Genomic DNA, 21,363 nt, shown 5'->3' with positions numbered 1-21,363 from the left:
TTTAAAAAATGTATAAAAATAAATTAGAAAAATTCAGAAATATAAATGGGTCAAAACAAGCGAGTCACCGCCATGCCAACCGCTAAGCCGACAATCCCCAAAACACAACTTAATAATAAATAGCTTATGGCACTTAGCCAAGCCTGCATGTTAATAAGCGAGATAATTTCCAGCGAAAAAGTCGAAAATGTTGTAAATGCCCCTAAAAAACCTACCATAACCAAAGGACGATACGGCTCAAGTGACGGCATTCGCTCACTAATTACAACAAATGCCACACCCATGAGCACACAACCTAATACATTAATCAGCATGGTGGCGAGTGGAAAGTGGTAATGCCAATGAGAACTGATCCATTTTGTCATGCCATATCGACTCAAGGCGCCAAACGCACCACCAACAGCAATCATAAAATACATCATTTTTTATTCCTTGAAGATAAAGCGCTTTCTGTCACTAACTTTTCTCGTAGTTAACCATCTTTTCTTAATAAATCAGTATAGCGCTGAAGCGGACTCTGATCGTCTAATTCAGACAACCAAGCCAACTTATCGTTGATTTTTTTCTCTAAACCGCGATCAGTCGGCTGATAATAACGCATATTAGCCAACTCTTCCGGCATATAGTTTTCCCCAGCGGCATAAGCGTGCTCTTCATTGTGCGCATAACGGTATTCATCGCCATGACCCATACTTTTAGCCAGTGACGTTGGCGCGTTACGCAAATGCACAGGGACTTCATAACTTGGTTGCGCTGCCACATCTGACATTGCTTGATTAAAGGCCTGGTAAACCGCGTTACTCTTGGGGGCACTAGCCATATACACTGCCGCTTGAGCAATGGCTCTATTGCCCTCTCCCGGACCAAGGCGCTCAAATACATCCCAAGCGTTCAAGCCTATTTGCAAGGCTCTTGGATCGGCATTGCCGATGTCTTCTGACGCAATGGCCAGCAAGCGACGTGCTATGTACAAAGGATCACAACCACCGTCGAGCATTCTTGCCATCCAATATAAGGCACCGTCTGGCGAGGACCCTCGAACAGATTTATGGAACGCCGAGATTTGATCATAAAAGACATCGCCTTTTCGATCAAAACGACGCACGCTACCGCCCAACACATCTTCCAACTGCTCTTGGGTAACCTTCGTTCCTGGCTCGACAAGGTCAGATAAAATTTCCAAGAAATTTAAACCGCGACGAATATCACCATCGGCCGCTTGAGCCAACACCGTAAGAAAATACTCATCAATTTGAAAACCATCACCTTGAGAATAAGCGCCAATACCTTTTTCATGGCTTTGTAGTGCGCGCACAAGAACAAGCTGAATGTCTTCTACGCTAGGTGTTTTCAAGCGATAAACACGCGCTCGCGATAATAAGGCAGAATTTAATTCAAACGCTGGATTTTCCGTTGTCGCGCCAATAAATAAGAAAGTGCCGTCTTCAATAAAAGGTAAAAATGCATCTTGTTGGGATTTATTAAAGCGATGCACTTCGTCTACAAACAACACTGTTTGAGCACCGCTCATCATGCGCGATTGTTTAGCTTGATCAACCGCGGCGCGAATCTCTTTCACACCAGACATGACCGCTGACATTTCAATAAATTGTGCGTCAAGGGCATGGGACAATAATTGCGCAAACGTCGTTTTCCCGACACCTGGCGGCCCCCAGAGAATAAAAGAATGACAATGTCCTGTTTCCACCATCCTCCTTAAAGGTTTTCCTGGACCAACCAAATGCGACTGCCCTATGTAATCATCAAGGCTAGAAGGTCTCATTCTGGCGGCAAGAGGCTGATAAGCCTCCGCTGGCACATCGGAAAAAAGATCTTTCATCACTGACCTTCTTCAATCACATCCACATTATCAGGCAGATCCAAGACAAAATTTTCTTTGGCAACGCCTTCATGATACTCAACATTTTTAAACTCAATCACCGTCGTTTGCCCAAGCGAATCGAGAATACTCATTGCACTAATGACTTTATTTCTAAAAGACAGCGTCAAATTCTGGAACAAATCCTGATCACCTTTAGGCACAAGGCGAAATTTCTCTTCACCCAGTTTAGTCATATTATAATGAGGAAGTACCTGGTTCGCAGGCTGCCCCAGTAAGGCCGCAGGAGAGTTTCCAACTGCGCCAGACAATGGTCTTTTTGTAGCTTGCTCTAAATCCACATCCCAGACAGTTATCATCTTACCGTCAGAAATAATACGCTGGGCAAAAGGCGTCACGCTGTCCCACACAAACTGATTGGGTTTCGCTAAAAGAAAAATACCTTCACTTACCTGTAACTGTTTGCCTTTTTCATCGTAGGTTACTTGGCGAAACTCGCCTTCAATATTTCGGTTGCTTTCTAATAAATTTTCAATTGAATCTGCTGCTTGCTCTTCCGCCTGTATCGTCACCGCTTGGAAAGCGATCACAATACTCAATACAACCATGGCGACTAATTTATTTATCAACATACTTCTCCAAAACTTTATTATAAATAAGAGCCTATAAAAAAAGGCTTAAATAATTGTTTTTTATTCCGGAATTAAAATATCACGCTGGCCATTGGTTCCCATAGGTCCAACCAAACCAGCCGCTTCCATGGCTTCAACCAAATTCGCTGCTCTGTTGTAACCTATTTTAAGACGACGTTGAACCGATGAGATAGAAGCTTTACGCGTTTCTATGATAATTTTCACTGCTTCGTCATAAAGTGCGTCTTTATCTTCACTGTCATCACCGGACATCAAGTCTTCTGGATTCACCACTACATCATTTATGTAGTTAGGTGTACCACGTTGCTTCCACTCCTCTACCACGGCGTGCACTTCCTCGTCGGACACAAAAGCACCATGCACTCGTATTGGAGTTGGCAAGCCAGCCGGAAGATACAACATATCCCCCATACCCAATAACTGATCCGCACCACCTTGATCCAAAATAGTACGAGAATCGATTTTTGAGGACACTTGAAACGCCATTCGTGTCGGAATGTTCGCTTTAATCAAACCGGTAATAACGTCTACGGATGGTCGCTGAGTCGCCAATATTAGGTGAATACCGGCGGCCCTTGCTTTTTGCGCAATACGAGCAATCAGCTCTTCAACCTTCTTACCAACAATCATCATCATATCGGCAAATTCATCCACGACAATCACAATGTAAGGCAAAGACTCTAAATGCGGAACCGTGCGAGCAACGCCGTCTTCGGAAAACATCGCCATTTCCGGTTGCCACAAAGGATCTTCAATTGGCTTACCCGCCTCAATGGCATCACGCACTTTTTTGTTATAACCCGCAATATTACGCACACCTAATTTAGACATTAATTTATAACGGCGCTCCATTTCATCTACCGACCAACGCAAGCCGTTGGCCGCGTCTTTCATGTCCGTAATAACCGGTGTTAAAAGGTGAGGAATACCTTCATAAATCGACAATTCAAGCATTTTTGGGTCGACCATGATCATGCGCACTTCATCAGGCGTGGACTTCAGCAGCATACTTAAAATCATCGCATTAACGCCGACAGACTTACCCGACCCCGTTGTACCAGCCACCAGAACATGAGGCATTTTTGCCAAATCTACGACAACAGGCTCACCGGAGATATCATGACCAAGAGACAAGGTCAGCGGAGATGAAGATCGATCATACGCATCGCAGTTAATCACTTCAGCAAAATACACTGTATCCCGAACTTGATTAGGAATCTCAATGCCTATGGTAGATTTTCCAGCAATAACTTCAACCACACGAACACTCATCACACTCAAGGATCGTGCAAGATCTTTTGCTAAGTTGGTAATTCGTGACACCTTCACACCCGGAGCTGGCTGAATTTCAAACCGTGTAATAACCGGACCAGGGTTCACTTCTACCACATCCGCTTTGACACCAAAATCCTGTAATCGACGCTCTAATAATTCCGACAAAGCCAATAATTCGTCTTCCGAGTACCCACCCTTTTTAGGCTTTGGCGTAGTCAATACAGAACGATCTGGCAGTGAGTAAGCTTTTGTATTTTGACGACTCTCGTCATCATTTGAAGAAGGACCACCTAGAGAGTCCAGTTGTTTCGCTTCAGACAAGGTGCGAAATGCGGGCTTATGCGCAGGTGGGATTGTGGACGCTGGATTATCATTAAACAGCATGGCATCTGCTTGTTCCTTGGAAAGGCTAGTTGAAGCCTCTTCGTGACGCTCACCTTGATCAATACTCGAAGGAATAGACTTAGCCACGGCTGAATCAGATACTGGAGGCTTACCACTTGGCGCCGTCCAAGATTCTTCAATATACAGTGTATCGCCAAAATTCACCCCATCATTATCATCGACCGATAATGTGTCTAAGCCACCAAATTCAGGTTCTTCGTGTGATTTAAGCGACTCTGTTTCAGCTGATGATTTTTTAGATTTTGAGAATAAAGACGACAAAGCAAATTTTGATTTTTTATCTCTGCTGCCTTTAAAAGGTATGTCTTCAGAAAGAGCACCCTCTAACTGAGGATCTTCAAACAGGACATTACCAGTATGTTGTTCACTCGAGACAGGTTCAGATTTCGCCTTTCTTCTTTTTCGGATGATAGCGGGCTCTTCAGCCTCTTCCGAAACAACGCCTGTTGCTTCTATTTTTTTATTGGCCTTGGCTTCGCGATTACTTGCCCATCTTTGACGAACAAACATAACAAAATTAAACGTTTTTTCACCCAAGCTATCCATCAAACTCAACCAATGCAGCTGAGCCAATAAAGTAAAAGACAAAATAACCAAGGCCAAGCTGACTAACGTAGCCCCGTCGTAACCGATAAAACCGTATAACAATTTCCCTAAACCATGGCCTAATATGCCACCTGCACCATATTGAAGGGCCGTTTCACCAACCGTGTGTAAGAAGCACAAAACAGACGCAAAGGATAAGTACAAAATACTACCGATAGTGCAAAGCAAGGCGTTATTTAATGGCAACAGAGAGTGAGGGTTACGCCATATGATAATAGCAACCCAAAAAAACAATGGAGGCAAAGAATAAAATAAAGAACCGAAAAAACCAGACGTCAAATCCGCAATGGTAGCACCGATTGGCCCCATGGAGTTTTGAATGGCAGTGCCGTTACCGGAATAGAACCAACCAGCATCATTTGGACTGTAGGTATAGGTCGCCAAACCAAAAAAGAATAAAAACAATAAAGCCGCAATAAACGCCGCTTGTTTGGCAAACAACTCCCAAATTGGTGATCGTACCGACTCACTCATTTCTTCTGACACAACGCGCCTTCCTATTTTATGCTAATCAAAACAAAACATACCCCATTAAGCGGAGTCACAAGTTCGCTAAGCTTACCATAAAAAAAGCCAGCCCAAAGGGCTGGCTTTCGCTTTGACTAAGAAAGGTTTTCTCCTTGTAAAGAAAGCCTTCTAAATAAAAGTCTTAGAAAGAAACTTTAGCGCCAACTACAGAGGTATCAGAGCCATCAGCTTCAAAATCTACGTAAGATGCGTAGTATTTAACATCACCAACTGCATAGTAAGCAGTTACTTCAGCAATACCTTGATCAACTTCATCAGTGCCTACCGCAGATTCACCATCTTTAGTGTAATACTGAGCAGCAAGAGTTAACTGTTCAGTAACTGGTAAGTCTAGACCTACACCATAATGCATGATGTCTGCATCAGCTATAGAACCAACACGAGCAAATGAAGAGAAAGTAGCCATACCAAGAGGTGCTTTAATACCAACAGTTAAAAGCTGGTCATCTAGATTATCATCAGACATTTTATAGCCTGCAGATACACCAAGAGTCAAACCGCTAACTTCAGTAGAGTAAGCTACAGCCAATGTACCAACGTTTGTACCTTCAGTAATTTCAAGTGCAACAGTTAGTTCGTCGCTAACCATGTAACGAATACCTAGGTCATCACCAAAATCTGCTTTAGCAACGTCTTCGTCTTGCTCAACGCCAGCACTGTAAGCAACGCTATCAAGAATAGTGCCATCAAAGTCACCAAAATGAACAGCACCTTGCTTAACGTAGATTTCATCTAAACTGAAAGAAGTGTTGCCATTAGTATCATTTCTTACAGTAGCACCACTAGAGTTTGTTTTAGCGGTTGAACCTTCCATATCAAGATCAAAATAAACAACACCAGTATCACCGATGATATTTACTTCACCACGAGAAGTAGCTTGGTCAGAACTAGTGCTATCCTCTTCAAAAGACTGATATTCAAGACCTGCAGTACCTTTAAAAACTGGCTCAGCTGCAAAAGTAGCTGAAGAAACAGCAACTGCAACAGCAGTTACCGCAAACACAGAAGCAAGTTTAATCGCTTTCATTCAAGATTCCCCTTTATATTATATTATGTGGTCTTGTAGACCTATTTACTGATTTTCATCTACGCATGAAACGTTGTTAAATCAACGACGCATGCATATTAAAACCGATCAGTTTCACTTTTATGACAATTGCCAAAAAAGCCGATTATCTTGTAGTTCTCAACATCGCATCCAATTATTGTTTCGAATTACAATTTGAGACTGCACCGATTAAAACCAAGTTTTCCATTACTGGTCAAGCATTCCTTGCACTTTTTTTCTCTTTTTTTCTCTTTTTTTCTCTTTTTTTTCATTTTACACCCTTTGTTGGATGAAAAACGTTCAAAAAGGACCGAGAGGAACAATGTTTTTTACTTATTCATGCACATTCTTTCGTATTAAGCATAACATTGTGTCAATAAGTCGCAAGCTGAATATCTTTTCTTCCTTACTTTTATGAGTATCGGTAGATAGTTTTTATTCTTTAGCACTTTTCATAATTTTTTGAACCTGTGGTTTTTAAAATAAAAAAACTTATAATTAAGGCGCAGTTAATAATCAGCACAATTCCTTTTAGGGCAATAATATCTCAAAATCACAATTACCCAGGACAGCCATTAGAAAATGCTAGATTCTTCTGTTGACGAAAAACATGAACTCATATTATTGTCAGAGTCACCCTATGACACGCCCAATCCAAATAAAGCGCTACAGGACCCTGAGGGGTTATCCGCTGTTGGTGGCGACCTTTCTTCGACTCGTTTAATACACCTTTACAGTAAAGGCTTTTTTCCCTGGTTTAGTGAACCAGACCCTATTTTATGGTGGCACCCTGAGCAACGCTGTGTTCTTAGGCCGGAACAATTCCACACATCTACTTCACTGAGAAAAGCACTTAAAAAAAATCCATGGATGTTTACCGTCAACCAAGAATTTGAATCCGTAATTGGTCATTGCTCCGCCCTACGAGCAGACAAAGAAGGCACTTGGATATCAAGTGATATAACAAATGCTTATATTGAGTTACACAAATTGGGTTATGCCCATTCCATTGAAATATGGTTAGACGGCAAACTGGCCGGTGGGTTTTACGGTGTCGCGCTGGGAAAACTTTTTTTTGGTGAATCCATGTTTTCACTGCAACCCAATGCGTCAAAAATTGCGTTAAAGACATTTTGCACACTCGCAAAAGACTGCCACATAGAACTGATTGATTGCCAAGTAGAATCTGACCATTTACTGTCACTGGGTGCAGAACTAATACCAAGAAAAGAATTTTCCACTAAATTAGAACAACTAATAACAAGCACACAAAAAAACTTAAGCCTGCTAAGCATGGGTGAAAAAACTCATAAACAACGCATTTAGCATAAAAATAGACACCGCAATAACACAACTAAGTTTGCCTTACGCTGCGTTTTTAGGCAAAATACGCTCGATCAAAATTCAGGCGTCGCTAAATAAACATCATGATTTCAGAATTTAGCGCTCAATTGACGAAAGAGAAACGCTTTTTCCCTTCGTCTGTAGACCTCCGAATAAGGCATGGTCGGCGTCTACTAAATATAAGTTAAAACCATAGGACACATATTGTGGCAAAAGAAGAAGGCTTAGAAATGGAGGGCACTATCATTGATACGTTGCCTAATACCATGTTCCGTGTCGAACTAGAAAACGGACACGTTGTAATTGCTCATATCTCTGGAAAAATGCGTAAAAACTACATTCGTATTTTGACTGGCGACAAAGTAAAAGTAGAGCTAACACCTTACGACCTTTCAAAAGGCCGCATCGTTTATCGTGCTCGTTAATTTAAGCTTTTTTAAAATCGTTTAAATGTAAGACATAAAAAAACCGGACACTGTCCGGTTTTTTTATGTTCAACGATTGCCTTAATACTTAATACACAACCGCTTCTTTTATCACTTCAAACTTCAACTCGTCACTCTTGTCATCCAAAGACACTTTCACATGACCACCCTCGCTTAAGTCGCCAAAGAGTATCTTATCCGCTAACGGCTTCTTCAGATGCTCTTGAATGACTCGTGCCATTGGACGAGCCCCCATCTGACGGTCATAACCTTTACTCGCCAACCAACCTCTTGCTGTGTCAGAGACCTCTAGAAGAACACCCTTAGGGTCCAATTGAGCCTGCAACTCCACCAAGAACTTATCCACCACATTAAAGATGATGCGTTCATCAAGTTGCTGGAACTGAATGACTGCGTCTAGGCGGTTTCTGAATTCAGGCGTAAACATCCGATTAATCACCTCAATACCATCAGTCGAGTTGTCTTGGCTCGAGAAGCCAATAGAACGACGAGCAAGCTCTTCTGCACCCGCATTCGACGTCATAACCAAGATCACATTGCGGAAGTCCGCTTTGCGGCCATTGTTGTCCGTCAACGTACCGTGATCCATGACCTGCAAAAGCAAGTTAAAGACTTCAGGGTGCGCTTTTTCGATTTCGTCTAACAATACGACGCTATGAGGATTCTTTGTCACTGCTTCGGTTAGTAAACCACCTTGATCAAAACCAACATACCCCGGTGGCGCACCAATCAATCGAGACACCGCATGACGTTCCATATATTCGGACATATCAAAGCGAATCAACTCTAGACCTAACTGCTTGGCCAACTGCTTCGTCAGTTCGGTTTTACCCACCCCCGTTGGTCCTGCCATTAGGAAGGAGCCAATTGGTTTTTCCTCTGCTTTTAAACCTGCTCGGGACAGTTTAATCGCTGCTGACAAAGAACCAATCGCATTATCTTGTCCGAAGACCACCATTTTCAGATTGCGCTCAAGATTAGACAAGACTTGTCTGTCGTCCGAGTTAACCGCTCTGACAGGCACTCTCGCGATCTTAGAGACGATATCTTCAATATCCGATACGGTAATGACCGATTTACGTTTATCTTCTGGCTGCAAGCGCTGATACGCTCCCGCTTCATCCACAACATCAATGGCTTTGTCAGGCATATGACGATCTGTCACATAGCGCTGAGCAAGCTCTGCGGCCGCCAATAGAGCAGGCTCTTCATATTTCACTTTATGATGCTCTTCAAAAGCGCCAATAATGCCTTTCAAAATCTGATAGGTATCATCAACACTTGGCTCGTTCACATCAATTTTCTGGAAACGACGTGCTAAGGCATGGTCTTTTTCAAACACCCCACGAAACTCTTGGAAAGTCGTCGAGCCAATGCAGCGTAAACCACCAGAACTCAATACAGGCTTAAGCAGATTAGACGCGTCCATCACCCCACCAGAAGCCGCACCAGCGCCAATAATGGTATGAATTTCATCAATAAACAAAATCGCATTCGGGAGTTTTTTCAATTCGCCCAAAAGTTGTTTAAGGCGTTTTTCGAAATCACCACGATATTTCGTTCCGGCCAATAAAGCACCAAGATCTAATGAATAGACAATACCATCAGCAATAACATCCGGCACTTGCCCATCTACAATGCGCTTCGCCAAACCTTCAGCAATCGCGGTTTTACCCACGCCCGATTCGCCAACTAATAACGGATTATTTTTACGTCGACGAGACAGTGTTTGGATCACTCGCTCAACTTCATACTCTCGGCCAATCAGTTTGTCGATTTTACCTGCTTTGGCTTCTTCATTAAGATTGGTCGCGAATTTTTGAAGCGGTGTCGTTGTCGTGTCTTCCGCTTCGTCCTCTTGATCTATGTCTTGAGAAGCCGCCTCGCCCGTTTTAGAAATACCGTGCGCCACATAATTGACAACATCAATACGCGCCACACCATGGCGTTTCAGCAGGTAAACCGTTTGGCTTTCTTGTTCGCTGAAAATAGCCACCAGCACGTTAGCGCCTGTTACTTCTCGCTTTCCAGAAGATTGAACATGAAAAACCGCACGTTGAAGTACGCGTTGGAAGCCTAAAGTAGGCTGTACTTCGCGCTCGTCATCATCCTCAGGAATTAGCGGTGTTGTACTATCAACAAACTCCTCAAGCTCCTTACCCAAGGTTTCTAAATTCACACCACATGCCTTAAGTACACTTGAGGCTGCGCTGTTTTCAATAAGAGCCAACAATAAATGCTCTACCGTCATGAATTCATGGCGCTTGTCGCGCGCCGCTTTAAAAGCCGTATTCAGGGTCTGTTCTAGTTCTTTATCTAACATTGCTATGCCCTCACTCTGAATCAGTCAACCTTTTGTAGGTCGCACATTAAGGGGTGCTCATTTTGTTCCACGAACTGTTGTACCATTGCTACTTTCGTTTCAGCAATATCAAAAGGGTAAACACCACAAACGCCTTTCCCCTTTGCATGTACTTCTAACATGACCTGATTAGCCTTCTCCCCTTCCATAGAGAAAAAACGCTGTAAAATAAATACGACAAAGTCCATTGGCGTATAATCATCATTAAATAAAACTACCTGATACATCGAAGGTGGCTTTAATTCGGTTTCTTCTGGAGCAATCGCAATACTGGAATGCCCCTGTTGCTCATCTTCTTCTGATACTAGTCTAATTTTCTGATCTACAATCATCCCATGCCTCTGAGGCTACAATTCTTCACATAATTTGCCAAATCTGGCGCATTACTACTTAATATACGACTTCTTATACGTTACAGACTACCACTTGGATTTTACAAATACCAAAATGCCTTCTACGCTTTTATTGGGGTGGTCACATACGTAATCAATGTTAGTCGACAAAATTCTATCATCGATTCGTTAAAGACAATTTGAACCTATTTAGTAATCTACGCTATCCGGGCTATGTTTATAGGGCGCCTATGGCCATCACTACCTATTTATTGACAAACGGTTCGATAGCACACGGGCAAACATCGACTGAGTGGAGAAGGAGTAACTCATGCATCACGGATCAGTGAAGTGGTTTAACAATGCGAAAGGCTATGGATTTATTGTGTCAGAGGATTTTAATGAAGATTTATTCATTCATTATTCTGCGATCAACATTGAAGGGTACAAAACATTAAAAGCCGGGCAACCGGTGACATTTGATGTCGAGCCCGGTGAAAGAGGCCTGCACGCGATAGAAATTAACCCGACAGATGCCGAAAAAGAGGATGCTCAAATAAGTAGCCCAAACATTCAACCTGCATAAAATAAATCGCGTCGCCATCCCCGTATGGATTTGTTATCTTACCTCTCATCATGAGAAGTAAGATAATTTTACTCGACCACATATTTTCGTCTCTTTTATCCACTCTAACCATACACTGAGCACATGTCTTCTAACTTAATTCTATTTAACAAACCTTTTCGTGTACTAAGCCAGTTCTCTGCAGAAGGTGATAAATCTACGCTAGCAGCGTACATTGAAGCGCCAGAATTTTACCCTGCAGGCAGACTCGACTTTGATTCGGAAGGATTATTACTATTGACTGATCGAGGGGCTTTACAGCATGTTATTGCATCACCCGATTTCAAACTTCCTAAAACCTATTGGGCTCAAGTAGAAGGTGAAATATCAGATTCCGCATTGGCACAACTAAGGCAAGGCGTTGAATTAAAAGATGGACTCACCAAACCCGCCCAAGCAGAACGCATGACTGCACCAGATCTTTGGAACAGAATACCCGCTGTTCGGCACAGAGAAAACATCCCTACAAGTTGGGTATCCTTAGAAATTCGCGAAGGTAAAAACCGACAAGTACGCCGAATGACAGCGGCCGTTGGCTTTCCCACATTGAGGTTAATTCGCTACGCCATTGGTCCGTATACTCTTGATAATACGCCAGTTGGGCAGTGGAACTACATAGAGCCAACTGAAACCCTGTTAAAAGAGGTCATTCAATTTGAAGAACAAAGAAAGAGAAAAACTTCCTCACCTAACCGTCGCAGCGTTAGTGAAAAAAGGCCAACAGTTCCTCATGATAAAGGAATGGCAAGACGGCCAACTCGTCCTAAATCAACCAGCCGGACACATCGAAAATAACGAAAGCGCCATCGACGCCGTGATCAGAGAAACACGGGAAGAATCAGGCTGGCTTGTCAAACCCATTGGCTTACTAGGCATGTACGCTTTCACGCCTTTCAACGGTGCAGACACGTATCATCGCCTGTGTTTTTTATGTGAGCCGGTAAACGATACCTATGAACCACTTGACGACGATATTGTCTCTCGTCATTGGTTAACTTATGACGAAATCATGGCTTTACCGCATCGCAGCCCATTAATTAAAACGTGCATTGAAGATTCGTTAAACAACCCCATTATTTCCTTATCCTTCTTGTCAGATCAGCACTTGTCGCCTGTGCCGACCTTACAAAAATGAAGTACAATGTGCAATCCAATTCACTGAGGCTACGCCTCTTCGTTTTACTAAATTAACAGTCGAGAAAAAACAGGTCATGAAAGAAAGTCTATACCTAACAGATCAACCAGCCAATCACGATAAAAAAGTCATTGTGGGTATGTCTGGTGGCGTCGATTCCTCCGTATCAGCCCTTATACTGATACAACAGGGTTATCAGGTTGAAGGCCTATTCATGAAGAACTGGGACGAAGACGACGGCACAGAATATTGTACGGCAATAGATGACCTTGCCGACGCTCAAGCCGTGTCGGACAAATTGGGGATAAAACTTCATACCGCAAACTTTGCATCAGAATACTGGGACAATGTCTTCGAACATTTTTTAGAAGAATACAAAGCAGGCCGAACCCCTAATCCAGATATTCTGTGTAACAAAGAAATCAAATTTAAAGCTTTCCTAGAGTACGCTGTGGCACTGAACGCTGATTACATCGCAACGGGGCATTACGTTCGTCGTGGCGAAAAAGACGGCGAGCCGCTTCTTCTGAAAGGCTTAGATGGCAACAAAGATCAAAGTTATTTTTTATACGCTGTGGGTAAAGATGAAATAGCAAAAACACTCTTTCCGGTTGGAGAACTGGAAAAAACAGAAGTCCGCCGCTTAGCTGAAGAATTTGGCCTTATCACTCACAACAAAAAAGACAGTACCGGTATTTGTTTTATCGGTGAGCGTCGCTTCAAAGACTTCTTAGAACAATATCTACCAGCACAACCAGGTAACATTGAGACACTAGAAGGCGACAAAATCGCTCGCCACCATGGCTTGATGTATCACACAATTGGTCAACGCCAAGGTTTAGGCATTGGCGGTTTGGCTAAATACTCTGATGATCCTTGGTATGTGGTTGAAAAAGATTTAGAACGGAATGTTTTAATCGTTACCCAGGGTGGACAACATGAGTCGTTATTTAAGACGCATTTAATTGCCGATAATTTTGATTGGGTTGCCAGAAAAAAACCAACACTCCCACTAACATGTAAAGCAAAGTGTCGCTATCGTCAGCCAGATCAAGATTGTACGATTAATGAATTGGCCGATGGTCGGGTTGAAGTGTCTTTTGTTGAACCACAACGTGCCATCACACCGGGCCAATCCGTGGTTTTTTACCTAGACGACCGCTGCCTTGGCGGCGGTATCATCAACGTTGCTTTTAATAAATAATTTCCAGAATCCCTATCACCTTAAGTAATTGAGAGAAAAATACGTGAGTAGTAGAGAAAAAGAGCAAACCATCGCCCTATCCGCTGTTTTTCAAGCGGCAGAATTGGTGTCTATTTTGGCAAAAACAGGGCAAGTAGATAACGCCAGCCTACAGCCGATGTTAGACAGTATTTTAATGGTTAATGCCGCCTCTACCGAAGATGTTTATGGCGGCCAATGGGATTGTCAGAGTAATCTAGCCCTAGGAAGGAAAATCTCTCGACAAGCCCTAGGCAAAGAACGCAGCAGTGTTAACCCTGACACACTAAGATACGCCCTTAGTTTGATTCACCTTGAACATAAGCTGTCTAAAGCGCCCAACATGCTACCTCTTATTGGTCAAAAAATTGCTCAAATCGAGCAAAAGAAAGCACATTACGACAGCGTATTACATGAAAACATGCTCGCTTCAATTTCAGGTATGTACCAAGATACTTTGAGCAAATTGTCATTTCGTATTCAAGTACATGGCGACAGTCGGTTCTTACAGCAGCCACAGGTGGCCAACCAAGTTCGAGCCATCCTAATGTCTGGTATTCGAGCCGCGATGTTATGGCGACAACTTGGTGGTAAACGCTGGCATTTGATATTTAAAAGAAAAGCATTACTGAATGCGTTAGAGTCACGCAATTAGTACTTAAAAGACCCATCGGGTCTTTTTTTATGCCTATTAAATAGAGGCGAAAAAATAGAATAAGCGGTTGTGTCTGGATATTGAATAACTGAAATCAATTTCGAGTATACAATAGAGCCGATATCTCTAGCCGCGTTTTTTAGGTACTATATTGAGCAAATTTTTAACCTGTGAACTCGTTTTCTGTTTAAAAAATTAAAATAGAGAATGGCGGCTAAAAGCCATCTTAGATTCAATAGGCTAACTATAAAACAGTCTAAAACGTAAGGGGAACTACATGTCGAAACAAACCATTTACTACACGTTAACCGATGAAGCACCAGCACTTGCTACAGCGTCTTTGCTTCCTATCTTTGGCGCTTTCGCAAAAGAAGCAGACATCGAACTTAAACTGACTGACATTTCTTTGGCAAGCCGTATTATTTCTTCTTTTTCTGACCTATTGCCTGCAGATAAGCAAGCGGAAGATGGTTTGAAATTCTTAGGCGATCTAACCGCCTCTCCTGAAGCTAATATTGTAAAACTGCCTAACATCAGTGCTTCTTTGCCACAACTGTATGCGGCCATCAAAGAGCTTAAAGCACAAGGCTACGACCTTCCTGACTACCCAGAAAATGCACAAACTGACGCTGAAAAAGACATATTAGCGCGTTACTCTAAAGTATTGGGCAGCGCGGTAAACCCTGTTCTACGCCAAGGTAACTCTGACCGACGCGCTCCTGCCGCCGTAAAAGGCTTCGCTCGTAAAAACCCTCACTCAATGGGTAAATGGAGCAAAACATCAACATCTCACGCCGACTATATGCGCGATGGTGATTTTTACTCTTCTGAACAGTCCGTAACAATGGATTCTGCTCAAACGGTTAAGATTGAATTCGTTGGAAAGGACGGTTCAATTGAAGTGAAGAAATCACTTCCACTTCTCGCAGGTGAAATACTAGACAGCATGAACATCAGCTGCGCCAAGCTTCGCGCTTTCTTCGAAGCATCCCTACAAGAAGCGAAAAAAGACAACATCATGTGGTCTGTGCACTTAAAAGCAACCATGATGAAAGTGTCTCACCCAATCGTATTTGGCCACGCTGTCACAGTTTTCTACAAAGACGTTTTCGAAAAATACAGTGAATTGTTTAAAGAAATAGGTGTGAACCCTAACAACGGTCTAGGCAGTGTTTACGATAAGATCCAAACACTACCAGAAGCGAAACAAGAAGAAATCAAACAAGCCATCCAAGCTTGCTACGATACTCGTCCAGAATTAGCCATGGTTGATTCAGACAAAGGCATCACTAACCTACACGTGCCAAGTGACGTTATTGTTGATGCCTCTATGCCAGCAATGATTCGTAACTCCGGTAAAATGTGGGGACGTGACGGTAAAGCACATGACGCTAAAGCCGTTATTCCAGACAGCACTTACGCTCGCATTTACCAAGAAACGATTAATTTTTGTAAAACCAATGGCGCGTTCGACCCCGTCACTATGGGTACGGTTCCAAACGTTGGCCTAATGGCGCAAAAAGCAGAAGAATACGGCTCTCATGATAAAACGTTTGAAATTGCAGCCGCCGGCACAATGCGTATTGTTGATGCTAACGGCAATATTGTAATGCAACACGCTGTTGAAAAAGGCGATATCTGGCGCGCATGCCAAACGAAAGATGCTCCAATCCGAGATTGGGTGAAATTGGGCGTTACTCGTGCTCGCCAGTCTGATACACCTGCTGTTTTTTGGTTGGATGAAAATCGTCCTCACGATAATCAGCTTCGCAATAAAGTTGAAACGTATCTAAAAGACCATGATACAAACGGTCTAGACATTCGTGTTATGTCTTACAACGAAGCGATTCGTTTCTCTATGGAGCGCATCATTCGTGGCGAAGACACTATTTCAGTGACAGGTAACATTCTTCGTGACTACCTAACGGATTTATTCCCAATTTTGGAATTAGGTACCTCTGCGAAAATGCTCTCTATCGTTCCAATGCTTGAAGGCGGCGGCATGTATGAAACGGGCGCTGGCGGTTCTGCTCCTAAGCACGTTCAACAGCTTATGGAAGAAAACCACCTTCGTTGGGATTCACTAGGTGAATTCCTGGCCGTGGCTGTGTCTTTTGAAGAGCTTGGTATCAAGCACAACAACGAGAAAGCCATTATTCTTGCTAAGTGCCTAGACAAAGCAACCGGTAAATTATTAGACACCAACAAGTCTCCTTCTCGTAAGTCTGGCGAAATCGACAACCGTGGTAGCCATTTCTACTTAGCTCTGTACTGGGCTCAAGAATTGGCTACTCAAACAGAGAATGCGGAGCTTGCTACTAAATTTGCACCTTTGGCAAAAGTGTTAGCAGCGAAAGAAACAGCCATCGTTACTGAACTGGCTGCGGTACAAGGCAAGCCTGCTGGTTTATCTGGTTATTATCATATTAATCTTGAAGAAGTGACTAAGATAATGCGTCCAAGTAACACCTTCAACCAAGCATTAGCGTCTCTATAAATTAAAAAGATCTTTGTAAAACCAAGCCCGGATGCCCTTTAAATATTTATTATTTAATGGGCATCCGGGCTTTTTTATGTCGATACATTCCCCGAATCCCTGTATTACCTCAGCCCTTTTGCCTATAATAGCCGCTCCCTGAAAACCATGTTCGAGGCGTTATCTCAATGGAACTAACTAGCTTAAATGCAATTTCCCCTATCGACGGTCGTTACGGATCGAAAACGGACGTATTACGTCGCTCTGTGAGCGAGTACGGTTTGCTACGTATGCGAGTCATAGTCGAAGTTCGCTGGCTACAGGCGCTTGCTAAGCACCCACAAATCATCGAAGTTCCAGCATTGAGCAATGAAGCGAGCGCTTTCTTGGATCAATTGGCAAACAACTTCAGCGAAGCAGATGCTCAAGCCATTAAAGACATTGAGAAAACCACCAATCACGATGTCAAAGCCGTTGAATATTTTATTAAAAATAAAATGGCTGACAACGTAGAATTGGCGGCTGTCTCTGAATTTGTACACTTTGCTTGTACGTCAGAAGACATCAACAACCTATCTCACGGATTAATGCTTCGTGAAGCGCTGGAAGAAGGCATTGTTCCAGAACTGAAAAATATTATTACAGCCATTCAAGACCTTGCGATTGAGCACGCGGAACAACCTATGTTGTCTCGCACACACGGACAAACCGCCTCTCCTTCAACGGTAGGCAAAGAAATGGCCAACGTGGCAGCTCGTCTTAGTCGCCAGCTGACACAAATTGAAAAAATTGAATTTTTAGGCAAAATAAACGGCGCGGTTGGTAACTATAACGCTCACCTTTCCGCTTATCCGGACGTCGATTGGCAAGCTCACGCCGAAGCGTTCGTGACGTCTCTTGGTTTGACTTGGAACCCATACACAACTCAAATAGAGCCACACGATTACATCGCAGAATTATTCGATGCTATGTGTCGTTTCAACACCATTCTTCTCGACTTCGACCGAGATGTTTGGGGCTATATTTCTATGGGCTTCTTCAAACAGAAAACGATTGCAGGTGAAATTGGTTCATCAACCATGCCACACAAGGTTAACCCGATTGACTTCGAAAACTCCGAAGGTAACTTGGGCATTGCGAACGCCATCATGGGCCACTTAAGCGCGAAGTTGCCAATTTCTCGCTGGCAGCGTGACTTAACGGATTCAACGGTATTGCGTAACCTAGGTGTTGGCTTGGCACACAGTTTAATTGCCTACCAATCCACGCTCAAAGGCATCAGCAAACTTGAAATCAATGCGCCTCGTCTAAACGCGGACTTGGACGCTGCATGGGAAGTGTTGGCTGAACCAATTCAAACGGTAATGCGTCGCTACGGCATTGAGTCTCCATACGAGAAACTAAAAGAGTTAACTCGTGGCCGTACGATCGACCAAGCGACGATTGAAGCCTTTGTTGAGACGCTAGACATGCCTGAACAAGCAAAAGCAGAACTAAAAGCATTAACACCAGGCACTTATATTGGTAATGCCATTGCACAAGCGAAAGCTATCCGTAACTAAGTTTAGCTTTTAAGAAACCACAAAAAAGAGCCGATTTATCGGCTCTTTTTTGTCTTTGTATTCCAAACTAATTTTTTATTTTCGTGAGCCACCTATGACAGATCTAACGACGCCTTTAACGATTCTTGGCGGCATGACAGCGCAAACCTTTTTGAATGAGTACTGGCAAAAAAAACCACTGCTCATTCGTGCTGGTCTAGTAGATTTTAACGTGCCACTGGAAGCCGATGAACTGGCAGGCATGGCGATGGAAGAAGAAGTCGAGTCACGTATTGTTATCGAAAATGGAAAAACACCGTGGGAAACACAACAAGGCCCATTCGATGAAAGTACTTTTGCAACTTTACCTGAAAAAGAGTGGACACTACTGGTTCAAGCGGTCGATCATTGGGTTCCTGAAATCCAGACACTAAAAGAACAATTTCAATTTTTACCAAGCTGGCGTTTAGACGATGTAATGGTCAGCTACGCAACCGAAGGCGGCAGTGTTGGCCCTCACTATGATCAATACGATGTATTCTTAGCGCAAGTTGCTGGGAAGCGCCGCTGGCAAGTACTCGCACCGGAAGAGTACCAAGATACCGCTATTTCAGATATTTCCTTACATATTTTAGATAATTTCAACGCCACCCCAGACATGGACTGGGTGCTTGAAGCAGGCGATATTTTATATTTACCGCCTAATTTTGCCCACAATGGCCGCGCTATGGATGATGATTGCATGACTTACTCCATCGGTTTCCGTGCGCCTAGCTTGCAAGATGCATTAACTGGCGTTCGAGATAAGTTATGCGAAACAGTCAATGTAAAAGATCGTTTTGCGGCACCAGAAACGGGTAAACGAGAGCACAACGCGCAAATTCATTCAGACGATATTGCTTATTTACAGGCAGAACTTACTCGCTTAATCAATCAACCAGACTTATTGGCAAACTGGTTAGGTGAAACCATGAGCGAAAGCAAATACCCTGAATATTTGGCACCATTGAATGGTAAAGAGCTAAATGAAGCGTTTGAAAGCGCCATACAAGGGCAAACCTTTATTCGCCCTGGCGATGCTCGCATTTGTTACTATCTGTTAACCAATGACAATACCATGCGCGTTTTTTGCAATGGCGAGAGTCTAGAAATCAGCAATGAATTAGCGCCTTTCGTTCAAGCTATTACAGATCAAATTGAGTTTGATTTTTCAGGGTTGGATTTAAATCAAAATAAAGATTTAGAGCCTCTCGTGCGATTTCTAATTTGCCAGCAAGGTATCATCGAGCTTGTCGCGCCAGAAGAATAAGAGGACAACATGAAAGTATTAACATCAGACTGGAACAGCAGCACAGACCAACTCACCTTCGTGCGCAAGCAAGTCTTTATTATTGAGCAAGGCATAGACCCCAAAGACGAATGGGACGAGCATGATAAAGAAGCCGTTCACTTTGTCTCTTTTGGCACCACGGCCGTTCCGACGGGAACCTGCCGATTAACTGAGGATGGACAAATCGGACGGTTAGCTGTTTTGCCCGCTTATCGCCATCAGGGCTACGGTGAAATGCTGCTAAACAGAGCAGTAAAAGTGGCTAGAGAAATGAGCATTAGAACGGTGTTTTTGCACGCTCAAGTTGATGTACAAACTTTTTATGAAAAACAAAATTTCCACACGGATGGTAAAATCTTTCTAGAAGCGGGAAAAATGCACATCCGCATGATAAGAGAAATTTAAAACAGTAATCGGTTGTTAATAACATAAAAAAAAACGAGCGACCATTTTAGGATCGCTCGCTTTTTTGTGTTTAAAACAACTTAAACAACCGCGATCAACTCAACATCAAACTGTAGAACAGAATGAGGTTGGATCATTGCACCAGCGCCTTGAGCACCGTACGCCAATTCAGCAGGGATCGTAAGACGATGTTTCGCGCCTTCTTTCATCAACTGAAGACCTTCTGTCCAACCAGCAATAACGCCAGTTAGTGGAAATTCAATGGGTTCGCCACGGGCGATTGAGCTGTCAAATACTTGACCATCAAGCAAACGACCTTCGTAATGAACACGAACAGTTGCTTCACGGCTAGGTGTCGCACCAGTGCCTTCTTCAAGCACTTCAAACTGCAAACCACTTTCAGTCGTTTGAACACCAGATTTTGCTTTGTTTTCTGCAAGAAATGCTTCGCCCGCTTTTACTGTGTCTTCAGACGCTGCACGACTTTTTTCTTCCATTTTTTGCTGAAGCTCAGCAAAAGCGGCTTCTAGCTGCTCGCCGGGAACGCGCATTTCAGCTTGATTCAAAGAATCTTCAATCGCTGCAAAAAGATGTGTTAATGATAACTCACCAAGATCACTACCGCGTAGTTGATCACCAATTTGACGACCAATGCCGTATGCGATTTTTGCTTCATTCGAGTCGAAAGACAGTTCTGACATGATTACACTCTCTTATTCATTGCCTATAAAATTGAGCGCACATCATAACATAGCCAGAAACTCAGAAGATATTCCGCGCCTTAAATCTTCCCTATCAAAACTTTATCTATTAACCCCATAGATTTATTAAATGATATTCATTATCATTAAGTGGTTAGTTACTCATTCTGGAGCGCACAATGAAAACCAAAAGCTTTGTTCCGTCCACCAAAAGATACAACTGCACTAAGAAAACAACCGATTATTGGGGAATACTGTTTGTTGGCTTTATCTTTTTCTCATCCATAAGCTGTTTTTTATTCGCTAACAATATCAATCAACAACACTCTCGCAACGTATCAGACTCTATAAAAGAACCAAGTAACATGATGATTGACATAGGTCAGAAAAGAAAAAGCTAAAAGGAATAAGCTATCAGTACATAAAAAGAGGAT

At 42.9% G+C, this 21,363-nt stretch carries 19 protein-coding genes; 11 read left to right on the top strand and 8 right to left on the bottom strand.

Going from position 1 to position 21,363, the window contains the following annotated elements; all coding sequences use genetic code 11:
* Nucleotides 1-50: 50 nt before the first annotated feature.
* The 5 genes from crcB to MP3633_RS04860 all read right to left on the bottom strand — a co-directional run bounded on the left by crcB (nt 51) and on the right by MP3633_RS04860 (nt 6,334).
* A complete protein-coding gene (gene crcB / locus MP3633_RS04880) occupies nt 51-422 on the bottom strand; it encodes a fluoride efflux transporter CrcB (RefSeq protein ID WP_176334696.1) in 372 nt (123 codons plus the stop codon).
* 50 nt (nt 423-472) lie between these two features.
* Nucleotides 473-1,840, bottom strand: a complete 1,368-nt coding sequence (locus MP3633_RS04875; RefSeq protein WP_176334695.1) for a replication-associated recombination protein A — start codon at nt 1,838-1,840, stop codon at nt 473-475.
* Nucleotides 1,840-2,472, bottom strand: coding sequence for an outer membrane lipoprotein periplasmic chaperone LolA (lolA, locus tag MP3633_RS04870; RefSeq protein WP_176334694.1), 633 nt, complete (start codon nt 2,470-2,472; stop codon nt 1,840-1,842). The genes MP3633_RS04875 and lolA overlap by 1 nt, the downstream gene beginning before the upstream one ends.
* 60 nt (nt 2,473-2,532) lie before the next feature.
* The gene (locus MP3633_RS04865) at nt 2,533-5,253 is read right to left on the bottom strand and encodes a DNA translocase FtsK (protein WP_176336732.1); all 2,721 of its coding nucleotides are present in this window, start codon (nt 5,251-5,253) and stop codon (nt 2,533-2,535) included.
* A 175-nt stretch (nt 5,254-5,428) separates the two neighbouring features.
* Nucleotides 5,429-6,334, bottom strand: a complete 906-nt coding sequence (locus tag MP3633_RS04860; protein ID WP_176334693.1) for a hypothetical protein — start codon at nt 6,332-6,334, stop codon at nt 5,429-5,431.
* Nucleotides 6,335-6,937: 603 nt separating this feature from the next.
* On the opposite strand from MP3633_RS04860, the gene aat reads away from it, so the two are divergent.
* Both aat and infA read left to right on the top strand, forming a co-directional pair.
* Nucleotides 6,938-7,681, top strand: coding sequence for a leucyl/phenylalanyl-tRNA--protein transferase (gene aat / locus MP3633_RS04855; protein WP_176334692.1), 744 nt, complete (start codon nt 6,938-6,940; stop codon nt 7,679-7,681).
* Nucleotides 7,682-7,905: 224 nt separating this feature from the next.
* A complete protein-coding gene (infA, locus tag MP3633_RS04850; RefSeq protein WP_012070936.1) occupies nt 7,906-8,124 on the top strand; it encodes a translation initiation factor IF-1 in 219 nt (72 codons plus the stop codon).
* Nucleotides 8,125-8,212: 88 nt separating this feature from the next.
* On the opposite strand, the gene clpA is transcribed toward infA, so the two are convergent.
* Nucleotides 8,213-10,468, bottom strand: coding sequence for an ATP-dependent Clp protease ATP-binding subunit ClpA (clpA, locus tag MP3633_RS04845; protein ID WP_176334691.1), 2,256 nt, complete (start codon nt 10,466-10,468; stop codon nt 8,213-8,215).
* 20 nt (nt 10,469-10,488) lie between these two features.
* Nucleotides 10,489-10,839, bottom strand: a complete 351-nt coding sequence (gene clpS / locus MP3633_RS04840) for an ATP-dependent Clp protease adapter ClpS (RefSeq protein ID WP_112140332.1) — start codon at nt 10,837-10,839, stop codon at nt 10,489-10,491.
* A gap of 331 nt (nt 10,840-11,170) precedes the next feature.
* On the opposite strand from clpS, the gene MP3633_RS04835 reads away from it, so the two are divergent.
* The 9 genes from MP3633_RS04835 (at nt 11,171) to MP3633_RS04795 (ending at nt 20,228) form a co-directional block, all read left to right on the top strand.
* Nucleotides 11,171-11,425: a cold shock domain-containing protein gene (locus MP3633_RS04835; RefSeq protein ID WP_112140334.1), complete on the top strand. Its 255-nt coding sequence runs from the start codon at nt 11,171-11,173 to the stop codon at nt 11,423-11,425.
* A 123-nt stretch (nt 11,426-11,548) separates the two neighbouring features.
* Nucleotides 11,549-12,259, top strand: coding sequence for a pseudouridine synthase (locus MP3633_RS04830; protein ID WP_176334690.1), 711 nt, complete (start codon nt 11,549-11,551; stop codon nt 12,257-12,259).
* Nucleotides 12,195-12,599 carry an NUDIX domain-containing protein gene (locus MP3633_RS04825; protein WP_176334689.1) on the top strand — a complete coding sequence of 135 codons (405 nt, stop codon included), beginning with the start codon at nt 12,195-12,197 and terminating at the stop codon, nt 12,597-12,599. The genes MP3633_RS04830 and MP3633_RS04825 overlap by 65 nt, the downstream gene beginning before the upstream one ends.
* Nucleotides 12,600-12,675: 76 nt before the next feature.
* Complete coding sequence (gene mnmA / locus MP3633_RS04820) at nt 12,676-13,803, top strand: tRNA 2-thiouridine(34) synthase MnmA (protein WP_176334688.1); 1,128 nt, start codon at nt 12,676-12,678, stop codon at nt 13,801-13,803.
* A 43-nt stretch (nt 13,804-13,846) separates the two neighbouring features.
* Nucleotides 13,847-14,476, top strand: a complete 630-nt coding sequence (hflD, locus tag MP3633_RS04815; protein ID WP_112140341.1) for a high frequency lysogenization protein HflD — start codon at nt 13,847-13,849, stop codon at nt 14,474-14,476.
* Between the two features lie 277 nt (nt 14,477-14,753).
* Nucleotides 14,754-16,973, top strand: coding sequence for an NADP-dependent isocitrate dehydrogenase (locus MP3633_RS04810; protein ID WP_176334687.1), 2,220 nt, complete (start codon nt 14,754-14,756; stop codon nt 16,971-16,973).
* Between the two features lie 167 nt (nt 16,974-17,140).
* Nucleotides 17,141-18,514: an adenylosuccinate lyase gene (purB, locus tag MP3633_RS04805; RefSeq protein WP_176334686.1), complete on the top strand. Its 1,374-nt coding sequence runs from the start codon at nt 17,141-17,143 to the stop codon at nt 18,512-18,514.
* A gap of 94 nt (nt 18,515-18,608) precedes the next feature.
* Nucleotides 18,609-19,802 carry a cupin domain-containing protein gene (locus tag MP3633_RS04800; protein WP_176334685.1) on the top strand — a complete coding sequence of 398 codons (1,194 nt, stop codon included), beginning with the start codon at nt 18,609-18,611 and terminating at the stop codon, nt 19,800-19,802.
* Between the two features lie 9 nt (nt 19,803-19,811).
* On the top strand, nt 19,812-20,228 hold the full coding sequence (locus tag MP3633_RS04795; protein WP_176334684.1) for a GNAT family N-acetyltransferase: 417 nt from the start codon (nt 19,812-19,814) through the stop codon (nt 20,226-20,228).
* An 80-nt stretch (nt 20,229-20,308) separates the two neighbouring features.
* On the opposite strand, the gene bamJ is transcribed toward MP3633_RS04795, so the two are convergent.
* Entirely contained in the window at nt 20,309-20,929 is a 621-nt protein-coding gene (gene bamJ, locus MP3633_RS04790; protein WP_112140350.1) for a BamJ family beta-barrel-assembly machinery protein, read from the bottom strand.
* Between the last annotated feature and the right edge of the window lie 434 nt (nt 20,930-21,363).

Origin of the sequence: Marinomonas primoryensis (genome assembly GCF_013372285.1) — a bacterium.
Classification (GTDB): Bacteria; Pseudomonadota; Gammaproteobacteria; order Pseudomonadales; family Marinomonadaceae; genus Marinomonas; species Marinomonas primoryensis.
This window is presented reverse-complemented; position numbering and strand designations above follow the sequence as displayed.

What these genes read in the sequence shown, in the direction of transcription:
- crcB (WP_176334696.1), bottom strand. Translation starts at nt 422, where the DNA reads ATGATGTATTTTATGATTGCTGTTGGTGGTGCGTTTGGCGCCTTGAGT.
- MP3633_RS04875 (WP_176334695.1), bottom strand. Translation starts at nt 1,840, where the DNA reads ATGAAAGATCTTTTTTCCGATGTGCCAGCGGAGGCTTATCAGCCTCTT.
- lolA (WP_176334694.1), bottom strand. Translation starts at nt 2,472, where the DNA reads ATGTTGATAAATAAATTAGTCGCCATGGTTGTATTGAGTATTGTGATC.
- MP3633_RS04865 (WP_176336732.1), bottom strand. Translation starts at nt 5,253, where the DNA reads ATGAGTGAGTCGGTACGATCACCAATTTGGGAGTTGTTTGCCAAACAA.
- MP3633_RS04860 (WP_176334693.1), bottom strand. Translation starts at nt 6,334, where the DNA reads ATGAAAGCGATTAAACTTGCTTCTGTGTTTGCGGTAACTGCTGTTGCA.
- aat (WP_176334692.1), top strand. Translation starts at nt 6,938, where the DNA reads ATGCTAGATTCTTCTGTTGACGAAAAACATGAACTCATATTATTGTCA.
- clpA (WP_176334691.1), bottom strand. Translation starts at nt 10,468, where the DNA reads ATGTTAGATAAAGAACTAGAACAGACCCTGAATACGGCTTTTAAAGCG.
- clpS (WP_112140332.1), bottom strand. Translation starts at nt 10,839, where the DNA reads ATGATTGTAGATCAGAAAATTAGACTAGTATCAGAAGAAGATGAGCAA.
- MP3633_RS04835 (WP_112140334.1), top strand. Translation starts at nt 11,171, where the DNA reads ATGCATCACGGATCAGTGAAGTGGTTTAACAATGCGAAAGGCTATGGA.
- MP3633_RS04830 (WP_176334690.1), top strand. Translation starts at nt 11,549, where the DNA reads ATGTCTTCTAACTTAATTCTATTTAACAAACCTTTTCGTGTACTAAGC.
- MP3633_RS04825 (WP_176334689.1), top strand. Translation starts at nt 12,195, where the DNA reads ATGATAAAGGAATGGCAAGACGGCCAACTCGTCCTAAATCAACCAGCC.
- mnmA (WP_176334688.1), top strand. Translation starts at nt 12,676, where the DNA reads ATGAAAGAAAGTCTATACCTAACAGATCAACCAGCCAATCACGATAAA.
- MP3633_RS04810 (WP_176334687.1), top strand. Translation starts at nt 14,754, where the DNA reads ATGTCGAAACAAACCATTTACTACACGTTAACCGATGAAGCACCAGCA.
- purB (WP_176334686.1), top strand. Translation starts at nt 17,141, where the DNA reads ATGGAACTAACTAGCTTAAATGCAATTTCCCCTATCGACGGTCGTTAC.
- MP3633_RS04800 (WP_176334685.1), top strand. Translation starts at nt 18,609, where the DNA reads ATGACAGATCTAACGACGCCTTTAACGATTCTTGGCGGCATGACAGCG.
- MP3633_RS04795 (WP_176334684.1), top strand. Translation starts at nt 19,812, where the DNA reads ATGAAAGTATTAACATCAGACTGGAACAGCAGCACAGACCAACTCACC.
- bamJ (WP_112140350.1), bottom strand. Translation starts at nt 20,929, where the DNA reads ATGTCAGAACTGTCTTTCGACTCGAATGAAGCAAAAATCGCATACGGC.